The sequence below is a fragment of the Virgibacillus sediminis genome (assembly GCF_042643265.1).
GTDB classification, from domain to species: domain Bacteria; phylum Bacillota; class Bacilli; order Bacillales; family Amphibacillaceae; genus Virgibacillus_O; species Virgibacillus_O sediminis.
Genome location: NZ_JBHRRZ010000001.1, coordinates 159,752 through 171,913 on the forward strand (window position 1 = coordinate 159,752; position 12,162 = coordinate 171,913).

The window sequence follows — 12,162 nt, forward strand, 5'->3', positions numbered from 1 at the left end:
TGCAGGCACGCCCTTTCCTAGTTTATATATTTAAATTGCGGTTCATCGCTTTTTCTGCTGTAAGTGATTTCGAGGTCTTTTCCATCAAAGTACCAAACATCGGCATTTTCAATAAAGAAGTTGATCCTTTCTACCTCTTGGGAGGTATGTGGATCCTCAGGATTACTCTCTTTTACCCCCAGTGAAAATCCGGGAATATTTCCACCCATTCCGCCATATCGGACATAAAACCGAAGCGAAGCAGTATCGTCCTCTACGTCCAATTCCCTTTTATACCATTCGGCAGCTTCTTTGCTGACTTTTAATTCCACGAGCAACCTCTCCTTTAAACCAGATTTGTGTAATCCCTACTAATTTTCATCCTCATCAGCGCTGTTCTTCTTGGGGACCAGGTCAACTCCGCCCGGGTGGAAAGGATGACATTTACTGATTCTTTTTATGGTCAAGTATGCTCCTTTTACTGCTCCAAAACGCTCAAATGCCTCCAATCCATATGCAGAACAGCTTGGATAAAAGCGGCAGGAGGGGGGAGTGAAAGGGCTGATTGCCTTCCGGTAAAAATTGATGACCCCAATAAAAATGTATTTCATACAATGACCCCTTCAATGGTTCCTTCTTCAAGCATCTTATGTTTCAGTATACTAAAATCTCTAGACAAGGTTCAATTTATTGATTTGTATGGTCACATCCATGTGATTTTCGGTTCCGTTTTATTTTTTATCCGTTTCAAATTTTCTTTATGTCTGTAAAAGACGAATAAAGTAAGTAAGGCAATGACAATGGTAAGACCGGGCTCCCCCATAATAGCTGAAGCAATCACAGAAATGACACCAGTGATCATGGAAGAAAGCGATACATACTTGGAAAGATATAAGGTCAACAGAAAACTTGCAATCATAATTACAAATAAAAGCGGGTTGACACCGAGGATAATACCGCTCGAAGTGGCCACGGCTTTTCCTCCTTTGAATTTGGCGAATAACGGATAGGTATGTCCGATTACGGCAAATAGTCCAATAACAAGCCGATTGACATCTGCATCAACCAGAAGTGGAATGCTTGCAGCGGCAGTGCCCTTTAGAATATCAGCCAGGGTAACAATTATTCCCGCCTTTATTCCAAGCACCCTGAATGTATTGGTGGCACCAAGGTTCCCGCTTCCGTGTTCTCTGATATCAAGCCGGTATCCAACTTTTCCGACTATCAGTGCAGAGGGGATAGATCCCAAAAGATATGCAATGATAATAAATAAAATATAGTCCATAAAATGTTCCTACTTTCTAAAGAATTTCGCAGCAGTCGATTATGTTGTTATTTTAGCATGAAGTCTTGATGGAAAGAACCTTAAATCTAAAATATCATGGTCTCTCCCTAGAAGTATATGGTTTCCATTGAGAGCTTTTAGGGTATAAACTAGAGGTTCAACTAATAATAGGGCATCCATGCAGCCCTCCAGCAGGGGTGAGGAAGATGATTGAATTCAGGAATGTATGGAAAACATATACAGACGGGACGGAAGCTGTAAAGAACTTCTCTCTTAGCATCAACAGTGGAGAAATTGTCACCTTGATAGGACCGAGCGGGTGTGGAAAGACGTCCAGCCTCAAGATGATCAACCGCTTAATAGAGCCTACTGCCGGCTCCATTTACATAAACAACCAAGATATAAAAGACTTTAATATCCATGAACTCCGATGGAATATCGGGTATGTTCTTCAGGAAATTGCATTATTTCCTCATTTGAGCGTTGGAGAGAACATTTCAGTTGTGCCGGAGATGAAGAAATGGAAACGAAAGAGAATGATGCAAAGAAGTGAGGAACTGCTGGATATGGTCGGCCTCGAACCGTCCACCTACATGAACAGAATGCCCTATGAATTATCCGGTGGGCAGCAGCAGCGCATTGGGGTTATTCGTGCGTTGGCGGCTGATCCGGATATTATCTTGATGGATGAACCGTTTAGTGCATTGGATCCGATCAGCAGGGAACAGCTTCAGACAGATATCCGCCAGCTACAGCAGGAAATTGAAAAAACTATTGTATTTGTTACCCATGATATGGATGAAGCCATGGCAATCGGTGATAGGGTTTGTCTCATGGAAGACGGGGAAATCATTCAATATGATACTCCACAGCAGTTAATATTGAACCCGAAGAATCAATTTGTTAAAGACTTTATCGGGGAACGCAAATCTCCTTGGCATACAGCCGTTGATGTAATTGCTAAATCAGCTGACGACAGAGTTATCACCGAAAGCTTTTTTGATACGGGCCATATTCCTGAACATGGGCTGTTTGCAGTATGTGATGATGACGGGAGATATTTGGGGGCAGTGCAGAACGGGGAATCTACAGCCATTATGACGTTGGAAAACGATATGCCGTTGATTAAAGCGTCAGAAATCATGCATGAGAACCAGCAGGATTTCTTCCCCGTACTAAAGAGGGAAAAGATGATAGGCATTTTAAACCACGAACAAATAGTATCTTTCTTGAAGGAGCGGGAGGTACAGAAGAACGGGGGTGCTCATGATGAATGAATTTCTTTCCGTTCTTCAATCTAGACAGGATCAGCTCCTGCAGACTTTATGGGAGCATCTGCAGATTTCTCTCACAGCGTTACTGATAGCCATTGTCATTTCCGTTCCACTGGGTATTATCTTAACAAGATACCCCTCTATAGCCGACCCCATCATAGGTGTTTCGGCTGTATTGCAAACTATTCCCAGCCTGGCAGTGCTAGCCTTTTTGATTCCCTTTCTAGGGATTGGAACATTACCGGCTATTGTCGCGTTGACCATTTATGGACTGCTGCCGATTCTGAGGAATACCTATACTGGGATTAAAGAGGTCGATCCCGCCCTAAAAGAAGCAGCTACAGGAATGGGGATGAATACGTACAAACGGCTGACGAAAATGGAACTTCCTCTGGCCATGCCGGTGATTATGGCAGGAATACGCACATCTATGGTTCTTATTGTAGGTACTACTACTATTGCAGCTCTGATAGGTGCAGGAGGCCTAGGTGAACTGATTCTATTGGGAATTGACCGTGGGGCAGATGTCCATCTGATTCTATTGGGTGCTATACCTGCAGCCTTACTAGCCATATTCTTGGATCTTATTCTCCGTGGAATCGAACGGGTTTCCGGAAAACTTGGCTTCAAATCTCTTCTTTCCGTAGTATTAATTACCGTGTTGATCGTCGGGGTTCCGTTTCTTACTAAGAATTCCTCACAAGCTGATTTAGTAATTGGGGGGAAATTGGGCTCTGAACCGGAAATATTAATTAATATGTACAAGCAACTGATAGAGGAAGAAACGAATCTAACCGTAGAACTTGAACCAGGGTTGGGAAAAACAGCCTTTGTATTTTCGGCATTACAAGAAGGTGATATTGATATTTATCCGGAATTTACCGGCACCGCAATTGTAACTCACCTGGAAGAGCAGGCGGAAAGCAATGATGCTGGTGAAGTATATGAACAGGCTGCAGTGGGTATGAAACAGGAGTATGGTATGGAATTCCTTCAGCCGATGCAGTTTAATAACACTTATGCGGTTGCCACAACTAAGGAGCTGGCGAATCGGTATAATCTCGAAACCATTGGTGATCTAAAGACAGTGGAGGATGAAATCACTGCCGGGTTCACCTTAGAATTCACTGATCGCTATGATGGTTATGTGGGAATGCAGGATGTATATGACATCGATATCAATAACATTCGTACAATGGAGCCGGGGATCCGTCAAGACGCCTTGGCAAATGGTGAAGTAGATGTAATCGATGCTTATGCCACGGACAGTTATATGGTAGAATTAGGACTAGTAACCTTGGAAGATTCAGAAAATTTATTCCCTCCATATCAAGGGGCTCCATTAATGAGGGAAGAAACCTTAAAAAAATATCCCGAACTGGAAGCTGCTTTAAATCAGCTTGGCGGGAAAATAACTGATGACGAGATGCGGCAGATGAATTATCAGGTAGACTATGAAGATAGATCTCCGCAGGCCGTAGCAAGGGAATATTTAACAGAGCAAGGTTTATTGGATAATTAAAGGAGGATGATTCATATGGCATGGAAAAACCCGTCTAATGAGGAATTAACAGAAATACTGAGCAAGTCGAAGACGATAGCAGTAGTGGGCTTGTCGGATAACCCCTCGAGGACTTCCTATCAAATTGCTAAGATTATGCAGGAACAGGGCTATAGAATCATACCAGTCAATCCTACCGTCGAAACGGTGCTTGGGGAAAAAGCTTATCCTTCTCTAAAAGATGTCGAAGAACCTATCGATATCATCAATGTGTTCAGAAGGCCGGAGCACCTGCCGGCTGTTGCTGAGGATGCTGCGGAAACGGACTGCCGCATATTCTGGGCACAGCAGGGCATTATCAACGAAGAAGCCTACCATTACTTGAAAGAACGGGATTTTACCGTAATAATGGACTTATGCATAAAAGTAGTCCATGCTGTTCTCTTGAAATAACGCAGAGGGATGACATACAGCTGTCATCCTTTTTTGTTGAGCTATTTTTGCTGGAGTGGGGAGCATAGCTCCTGTTGGTTATTACATACAGTAGGAATTCCCTCTTCCATTTTCGGTCTGACCAGCACCAACAGGGCAGGCTAGGCCTTTGTTCCTGTTAGCATGCAGTTTGCAGATATAGTATACTTAATATCATGTTTTGGGGTACTATGAGAATATCGGTAAAAGCAGGTTTTACATAAACAAACATTTGTTCTATTATAGAGTTATAACTATTATTCATAGACCTCGGTGAAAAGAAAGGAGTCGACAGCAATATGGTTAGACAATCGGAAACATATACAGATGAGTCGATTCAGGTATTGGAAGGATTGGATGCCGTCCGGAAACGGCCTGGAATGTATATAGGCAGTACAGATACACGTGGCCTGCATCATTTAGTATTTGAAATAGTAGATAATGCCGTCGATGAAGCCCTGGCCGGTTATGGCGACCTAATCAAGGTAACAATACATAAGGATAACAGCATATCGGTAGAGGATACTGGGCGAGGAATACCGACCGGCATGCATCGTACAGGGAAACCTACGACAGAGGTAATCTTTACGGTGCTCCATGCCGGCGGAAAATTCGGCCAAGGTGGATATAAAACAAGCGGAGGACTGCATGGTGTTGGTGCCTCAGTTGTCAATGCACTCTCCGAATGGCTGGAAGTATCCATTTACCGGAATGGCGAGGAGTTTTTTCAGCGGTTTGAAAATGGCGGAAAGCCAGCAGGTTCACTGGAAAAGGTGGGGAAAACGAAAAAAAGCGGAACGGTGATCCATTTCAAACCGGATACGTCCATTTTTTCCGCAACTACCTATAATTTTGAAACATTATCGGAACGGCTGAGGGAATCCGCATTCTTGTTAAAAGGGCTGAAGATAGAGCTGGAGGATAAACGTACTGGCGATAAAGAGCTTTACGAATATCCTGATGGCCTTGAATCATTTGTTGCTTACCTGAATGAAGAAAAGGATACTCTGCATGAAGTAGTATCCTTTGAAGGCGAACAGCAGGGAATTGAAGTGGATTTTGCATTTCAGTTTAATGATGGATATGCAGAAAGCATGCTGTCCTTTGTAAATAATGTACGTACCAAGGATGGCGGGACCCACGAATCGGGAGCAAGGGCCGCAATCACCCGAACATTTAATGAATATGCCCGAAGAACGGCCTTACTGAAGGAAAAAGATAAAAATCTGGAAGGTACCGATTTGCGGGAGGGTCTGACAGCTATTGTTTCCGTTAGAATACCAGAGGAAATGCTACAATTCGAAGGACAGACTAAAGGGAAACTCGGAACCACGGAAGCCAGATCTGCCGTTGATTCGGTGGTATCTGAAAAGCTCGCTTATTTCCTGGAAGAGAATGCAGATATATCTACACTGCTTACGAAAAAGGCAATAAGAGCAAAAGAGGCGAGGGAAGCAGCCAGAAAAGCAAGGGAAGATGCACGCTCTGGAAAGAAAAAGCGCCGAAAGGATACACTTCTCAGTGGTAAACTTACGCCGGCTCAATCCAGAAATTCAAGTAAAAACGAGCTGTATCTTGTAGAGGGTGATTCTGCAGGCGGCTCAGCTAAACAGGGAAGAGACCGTAAGTTCCAGGCAGTCCTTCCCCTTAGGGGTAAAGTGATCAACACAGAAAAGGCAAATCTGCAGGATGTATTCAAGAATGAGGAAATCTCCACTATCATCCATACAATTGGAGCAGGAGTAGGAGGAGATTTCAATATGGAAGATGTGCAGTACGATAAAATTATCATTATGACGGACGCAGATACAGATGGAGCACATATACAGGTGCTTCTGCTCACCTTCTTTTACCGCTATATGCGTTCGCTCGTAGAAGAAGGTAAAATATTCATAGCACTTCCACCACTTTTTAAAATCTCTAAAGGAAAAGGGAAAAAGGAAAAAGTTGTATATGCCTGGGAAGAACAGGAAATGAAAAAAGCTGTGAAGGAATTCAAAAATGGCTATATTATCCAGCGGTATAAGGGTCTTGGCGAAATGAACGCAGACCAGTTATGGGAGACTACCATGAATCCGGAAACACGTACACTTATCCGAGTAACTATTGATGACCTTGCAAGAGCTGAGCGCAGGGTAACTACATTGATGGGGGATAAGGTAGAACCACGAAGGAAATGGATAGAAGGGCATGTGGAGTTCGGAATGGACGAAGATGCAAGCATATTGGAAAACGATAAGATTCATAATTCATAGATAGCTAAATAAGGGGAGATTGTTTTGGCACAGCCAGAAAAATATTTGGACCTTCCTTTAGAAGAAGTGATAGGTGACAGATTTGGAAGGTACAGCAAGTATATTATTCAAGATAGGGCACTGCCTGATGCGAGGGATGGATTAAAGCCTGTGCAACGCAGAATTTTGTATGCCATGCATGAAGAGCGGAACGTATATGATAAAAACTTCCGCAAATCAGCCAAGACAGTGGGGACCGTCATCGGGAATTATCATCCGCACGGTGATTCCTCTGTTTATGAAGCAATGGTACGCATGAGCCAGGATTGGAAGATGAGAAATGTCCTGGTAGAAATGCATGGTAATAACGGGAGCATTGATGGAGATCCATCAGCAGCCATGCGTTATACAGAAGCGCGCCTTGCCCGGATTACGTCGGAACTTCTCCGGGATATTGATAAGGAAACCGTTGATTTCATCCTTAATTTTGATGAAACTTCAGAAGAGCCGGTTGTACTGCCGGCAAAGTTCCCTAATCTTCTCGTGAACGGCTCAACCGGTATTTCTTCCGGTTATGCAACAGATATACCTCCTCATAACTTAGCAGAAGTAATCGATGCAGTTATCATGCGCATGGACAAGCCTCAGGCTGGAGTAGACGATTTAATGAGCGTGATGAAAGGCCCTGATTTTCCAACAGGTGGAATAGTCCAGGGTAAAGACGGAATTAAAAAAGCATATGAAACTGGACGCGGAAAAGTTATTGTGCGAGGAAGGGCTGTTGTGGAAGATCTGCGTGGCAACCGCCAACAGATTGTCATCGATGAGGTTCCCTATGAAGTGAACAAGGCCAATATGGTCAAAAAAATCGATGAACTGCGAATCGACCGTAAAGTGGAAGGCATCGCGGAGGTCCGGGATGAAACAGACCGGACAGGATTGCGGATTGTAATTGAACTGAAGAAGGACGCGAACAGCGAGGGCATTTTGAACTACCTTTATAAAAATACTGACCTGCAAGTAACCTATCATTTCAATATGGTCGCTATCCAGGATAAGACACCCAAGCTGCTTTCGCTCCCTCAAATGATTGATGCCTATATCCAGCATCAAAAAGATGTGGTGACAAGACAGACAGCCTATGACTTGAGGAAAGCAAAAGATAGAGCTCACATAGTGGAAGGGTTGAAAAAAGCTGTCTCCATTTTGGATCAGCTGATTGTAACGATCCGTGAGTCAAAAGATAAGCAAGATGCAAAAAAACGGATTATGGAAGCCTACGGTTTTACAGAGGTTCAGGCAGAAGCAATCGTAATGCTCCAGCTTTATAGATTGACTAACACAGATATCACTATGCTGGAAAAGGAAGCAGATGAGCTTCAGAGGAATATAGAAGAATGGGAATCGATTCTCGCAAGCGAGAAAAAGCTCCATCAAACAATCAAAAAAGACTTGAAACAAATTAGAAAGACGTTTGCTGACCCCCGTAAAACAGTAATTGAAGACAAAATAGACGAATTGAGAATCAACATCGAAGTGATGGTTGCCAGTGAGGATGTACTTACTTCCGTAACGAGAGACGGATATATCAAGCGGACAAGCCTACGGTCATACGCTGCTTCCAACGGAGAGGACTTGGCCTTGAAGGAGGGAGACCATCTCACTTCATTGATAGAGCTGAATACGACTGATAAGCTGCTTCTCTTCACCAACAAAGGGAAGTATTTGGTAATACCTGTGCATCAGCTGCCCGAAATACGCTGGAAGGATATGGGTCAGCACATTTCTAATCTCGTATCTCTGAACAAGGATGAGCAGATCATTAAAACAATCCCAATAAGAGAATTCAAGGATGATCACTATCTGGTTTTCTTTACGAAAAATGGAATGATTAAGCGAAGCGAACTAAAATTGTATGATGCTCAGCGACATTCGAAGCCATTAATCGCATTGAATATTAAAAAAGGTGATGAGCTTATCGATGCTCATATGACCGATGGAAGCTATGATGTATTTATTTCGTCTAACACAGGCTATGGCGTCTGGTATGAAGAGTCGGAGGTTTCTGTGGTCGGGCAAAGAGCTGCCGGGGTAAAAGCCATCCAGCTGAAGGATGGGGAGCATGTTGTATCCGGTCAGGTGTTCTATAGTACTGCTAGTCCCTCCCTTGTCCTGGTGACACAGCGTGGTGCATGCAAACGAATGAAGTTACAGGAATTTGAGAAGTCGGGAAGAGCTAAACGGGGCCTAGTGATGTTGAAGGAATTGAAGAACAGACCGCATCGCGTCAAAGGTTTGTTTGCTGTGGAAGACAACGTTCAGTTCTCCGCACAGACGGAAAATGGGGAGATACATACCATTTCCCCATGGGAGCTGTCGGCCAAGGACCGTTACAGCAATGGCTCCTTTGTAATCGATACAGATAACTATGGACAAGTAACAGAGGTTTGGAAAGAAGCGCCTTATGAAAAGCCCTTTGAGGGGTCCGAGGAATAATAAGACAATCAGATGAATACGATAAAAAATTAAGAAAATAGGAAAAATTATTGTGATTCTTTGTCTTTCAAGCTACAATTTAGATATACACTCTGATTGGTAACTTATTCCGGGAGACCGAGGAGGGTTATGATGAATTTTGAACTGACAAAGGAACAGCAGATGGTTCAAAAAGTGGTAAGGGAATTCGCGGATGAGATAATCCGCCCCAGGGCAATTGAAATTGATAGAGAGGCTAAATTCCCAGCAGACATCTTCGACCAGATGGGCGAGCTTGGTCTGCTGGGCATTCCTTTCCCTGAGAAGTATGGAGGATCAGGAGGAGACACCCTGTCCTATGCTCTTGCCGTTGAAGAAATCGGCCGGGTATGCGGTAGTACAGGTCTCAGCTATGCAGCTGCTGTTTCACTAGGTGCCAGCCCTATCTATTATTTCGGAACAGAAGAGCAAAAGCAAAAATATTTGGTTCCTATGGCTCAAGGGAAGACTCTTGGGTCTTTCGGGTTGACAGAGCCTAATGCTGGATCTGATGCCGGTGGAACTAAGACTGCAGCAGAAGAAAGTGGAGAAAACTATCTGATAAATGGGGAGAAATGCTTTATAACCAATGCTTCCTATGCGGAACAGATTATTGTCACCGCAGTAACCGGAAAAGACGCTAAAGGAAAGAATCTGATTTCCTCCCTTATTGTACCAACAAAAACAGAGGGAGTTCATATTACCAACAATTATGATAAGATGGGTGTTCGTGGATCGGATACAGCTGAAATAGTATTAGAAAATGTAAGCGTTTCAAAAATCAATCTGCTGGGTCAGCCAAACAAAGGATTTCCTCAGTTCCTTCAGACCTTGGACGGCGGCCGGATCTCTATTGCCGCACTTGGACTCGGTATCGCCCAAGCGTCACTGGATAGATCATTAGCCTATTCAAAAGAACGGGAGCAGTTCGGCAGGAAGATCTCCACGTTTCAAGCTATTCAATTTAAATTAGCAGACATGGCAATGGAAGTAGAACTCGCCCGTAATATGGTCTATAAAGCTGCCTGGCTTAAGGACAGCGGCAAAGAATTTGGCAAGGAAGCTGCGTTTGCCAAACTTTACGCAACTGAGACCGCATTCCGGGCGGCAAATCAGGCCATCCAAATTCATGGGGGATATGGATACATGCGGGAATATGAAGTAGAGAGATACTTGCGGGATGCAAAATTATTGGAAATAGGAGAGGGAACTTCAGAGATTCAAAGACTGGTGATTGCCAGGCAGCTCGGATGTTAAACGGTATGAGATTAACCAATCATAATATTGAGCCGGACAGTCAGGGGAGGAGTTTCCATGATTAAGAAACTATTGATTGCAAACCGCGGAGAGATCGCCAGACGTGTTATTCGCACCTGCAAAGAAATGGGCATTCACTCAATTGCTGTATATTCAGAAGCGGATCAATATGCTCCCCATGTTTTTGAGGCAGACGAAAGTCATCTGATCGGCCCATCAAGAGTGGATGAGAGCTATATGAATATTGATAAAATCCTGACGGCAGCTAAAAAGGCTGGTGCCGACGCAATCCACCCAGGATATGGCTTTCTTAGCGAAAATGCTTCTTTTGCAGAGAGGTGCAGGGACGAAAACATCATCTTTATCGGACCGTCCCCGGATATCATTAGACAGATGGGGGATAAAACAGCTGCCAGGAAAGCAATGAGGGATGCCGGGGTTCCAGTCGTGCCAGGGTCTGTAGGAATAGTAGGCTCCGCTGAAGAAGCAATGAGCTCCGCCGGCAAAATCGGCTATCCCATCATGCTGAAAGCTTCAGCTGGTGGAGGCGGAATAGGAATGCAGGAAGTACACGATGAAAAGGAATTAATGAAAGCTTATGCAAGCAATTCCAAGCGGGCTAAGACCTTCTTTGGTGATGGCTCCATGTTTTTGGAAAAGAAATTGGAGAATGCCAGGCATATCGAAATACAAATCATCGGAGACTCATTTGGAAATGTCATTCATTTATTTGAACGGGAATGTTCCATACAGCGGAGGAATCAAAAAGTTTTAGAAGAGGCCCCCTCCTCCTTTATTTCTGATGAGACAAGAAGGCAAATGGCGGAAACAGCTGTAAGGGCTGCAAACACCCTGAATTATAGTAGTGCTGGAACAATAGAATTCTTAGTAGATGAGCGGGAAAAGTTCTACTTCCTGGAGATGAATACCCGTATTCAAGTAGAGCATCCGGTTACAGAAGAAATTACCGGTACTGATATTGTCGAACTCCAGATAAACGTTGCTAATAATAAGAAACTTCCTTTTACACAAGAACAAATTAAATACCGGGGCAAGGCAATAGAAGCTCGCATTTATGCAGAAGACCATCGCACTTTTTTCCCCTCTCCAGGTCATATTGATACTTTCCATCCTCCTTGTGGAGAAGATATCCGTAATGAAATAGCTGTAACTGAAAACTATCAGGTTACTCCTTACTATGATCCTATGATTGGAAAATTGATTGTGAAAGGGGAGACGAGAGAAGCAGCAATAAAACGACTCAAAACCGCTCTCAGTCAATATAGGATTGGCGGTATAAAAACCAATCTCCCCATGCTTCGGGAGATTATAGAGTCAGAGGCATTCCAAAAAGGGGAGACTACTACCTCTTTTGTCCAGGATCATTATATTCCTAATATTTCCACTGTAGAAAAGGAGGAGAAATAAGTGCAGGAGCTAAAAGCAACTATGGCGGGGAGTGTATGGAAGGTTGCAGTCAATCCAGGGGAAGCTGTTCAGGAAGATCAGGATATTATCATCCTTGAATCGATGAAAATGGAAATCCCGATTACTGCAGAAGAGGATGGTACGGTAAGAGAGATTAAAGTAGCGGAAGGGGACTTTGTGAATGAAGGGGATGTAATAGCGGTCATTGAATGAAATATC

At 43.6% G+C, this 12,162-nt stretch carries 11 protein-coding genes; 8 read left to right on the plus strand and 3 right to left on the minus strand.

Annotation, left to right across the window (positions count from 1 at the left end; genetic code table 11):
* Window positions 1-17 precede the first annotated feature (17 nt).
* The 3 genes from ACFODW_RS00805 to plsY all read right to left on the minus strand — a co-directional run bounded on the left by ACFODW_RS00805 (window position 18) and on the right by plsY (window position 1,264).
* On the minus strand, window positions 18-311 hold the full coding sequence (locus ACFODW_RS00805) for a HesB/YadR/YfhF family protein (RefSeq protein ID WP_390301447.1): 294 nt from the start codon (window positions 309-311) through the stop codon (window positions 18-20).
* A gap of 39 nt (window positions 312-350) precedes the next feature.
* Window positions 351-590, minus strand: a complete 240-nt coding sequence (gene yidD, locus ACFODW_RS00810; RefSeq protein ID WP_390301450.1) for a membrane protein insertion efficiency factor YidD — start codon at window positions 588-590, stop codon at window positions 351-353.
* 92 nt (window positions 591-682) lie between these two features.
* Window positions 683-1,264, minus strand: a complete 582-nt coding sequence (gene plsY / locus ACFODW_RS00815) for a glycerol-3-phosphate 1-O-acyltransferase PlsY (protein WP_390301453.1) — start codon at window positions 1,262-1,264, stop codon at window positions 683-685.
* Between the two features lie 206 nt (window positions 1,265-1,470).
* Here plsY and ACFODW_RS00820 point away from each other — a divergent pair, with 206 nt between their 5' ends.
* The 8 genes from ACFODW_RS00820 (at window position 1,471) to ACFODW_RS00855 (ending at window position 12,156) form a co-directional block, all read left to right on the plus strand.
* Window positions 1,471-2,541: an ABC transporter ATP-binding protein gene (locus tag ACFODW_RS00820; RefSeq protein WP_390301456.1), complete on the plus strand. Its 1,071-nt coding sequence runs from the start codon at window positions 1,471-1,473 to the stop codon at window positions 2,539-2,541.
* The gene (locus ACFODW_RS00825) at window positions 2,534-4,060 is read left to right on the plus strand and encodes an ABC transporter permease/substrate-binding protein (RefSeq protein ID WP_390301459.1); all 1,527 of its coding nucleotides are present in this window, start codon (window positions 2,534-2,536) and stop codon (window positions 4,058-4,060) included. The genes ACFODW_RS00820 and ACFODW_RS00825 overlap by 8 nt, the downstream gene beginning before the upstream one ends.
* 15 nt (window positions 4,061-4,075) lie before the next feature.
* The gene (locus ACFODW_RS00830) at window positions 4,076-4,492 is read left to right on the plus strand and encodes a CoA-binding protein (RefSeq protein WP_390301462.1); all 417 of its coding nucleotides are present in this window, start codon (window positions 4,076-4,078) and stop codon (window positions 4,490-4,492) included.
* Window positions 4,493-4,809: 317 nt separating this feature from the next.
* Window positions 4,810-6,765, plus strand: coding sequence for a DNA topoisomerase IV subunit B (gene parE / locus ACFODW_RS00835; protein ID WP_390301465.1), 1,956 nt, complete (start codon window positions 4,810-4,812; stop codon window positions 6,763-6,765).
* A gap of 24 nt (window positions 6,766-6,789) precedes the next feature.
* Window positions 6,790-9,240 (plus strand): DNA topoisomerase IV subunit A, encoded by a 2,451-nt coding sequence (parC, locus tag ACFODW_RS00840; RefSeq protein ID WP_390301468.1) that lies wholly within the window; start codon window positions 6,790-6,792, stop codon window positions 9,238-9,240.
* 132 nt (window positions 9,241-9,372) lie between these two features.
* Entirely contained in the window at window positions 9,373-10,515 is a 1,143-nt protein-coding gene (locus tag ACFODW_RS00845) for an acyl-CoA dehydrogenase family protein (RefSeq protein WP_390301472.1), read from the plus strand.
* Window positions 10,516-10,572: 57 nt separating this feature from the next.
* Entirely contained in the window at window positions 10,573-11,943 is a 1,371-nt protein-coding gene (locus ACFODW_RS00850) for an acetyl-CoA carboxylase biotin carboxylase subunit (protein ID WP_390301475.1), read from the plus strand.
* Window positions 11,944-12,156 (plus strand): acetyl-CoA carboxylase biotin carboxyl carrier protein subunit, encoded by a 213-nt coding sequence (locus ACFODW_RS00855; RefSeq protein ID WP_390301478.1) that lies wholly within the window; start codon window positions 11,944-11,946, stop codon window positions 12,154-12,156. It abuts the gene before it with no gap.
* The last annotated feature ends 6 nt before the right edge of the window (window positions 12,157-12,162 follow it).

Coding starts and splice junctions, on each gene's coding strand:
- yidD (WP_390301450.1), bottom strand. CDS start 590: ATGAAATACATTTTTATTGGGGTCATCAATTTTTACCGGAAGGCAATC.
- plsY (WP_390301453.1), bottom strand. CDS start 1,264: ATGGACTATATTTTATTTATTATCATTGCATATCTTTTGGGATCTATC.
- ACFODW_RS00820 (WP_390301456.1), top strand. CDS start 1,471: ATGATTGAATTCAGGAATGTATGGAAAACATATACAGACGGGACGGAA.
- ACFODW_RS00825 (WP_390301459.1), top strand. CDS start 2,534: ATGAATGAATTTCTTTCCGTTCTTCAATCTAGACAGGATCAGCTCCTG.
- ACFODW_RS00830 (WP_390301462.1), top strand. CDS start 4,076: ATGGCATGGAAAAACCCGTCTAATGAGGAATTAACAGAAATACTGAGC.
- parE (WP_390301465.1), top strand. CDS start 4,810: ATGGTTAGACAATCGGAAACATATACAGATGAGTCGATTCAGGTATTG.
- ACFODW_RS00845 (WP_390301472.1), top strand. CDS start 9,373: ATGAATTTTGAACTGACAAAGGAACAGCAGATGGTTCAAAAAGTGGTA.
- ACFODW_RS00850 (WP_390301475.1), top strand. CDS start 10,573: ATGATTAAGAAACTATTGATTGCAAACCGCGGAGAGATCGCCAGACGT.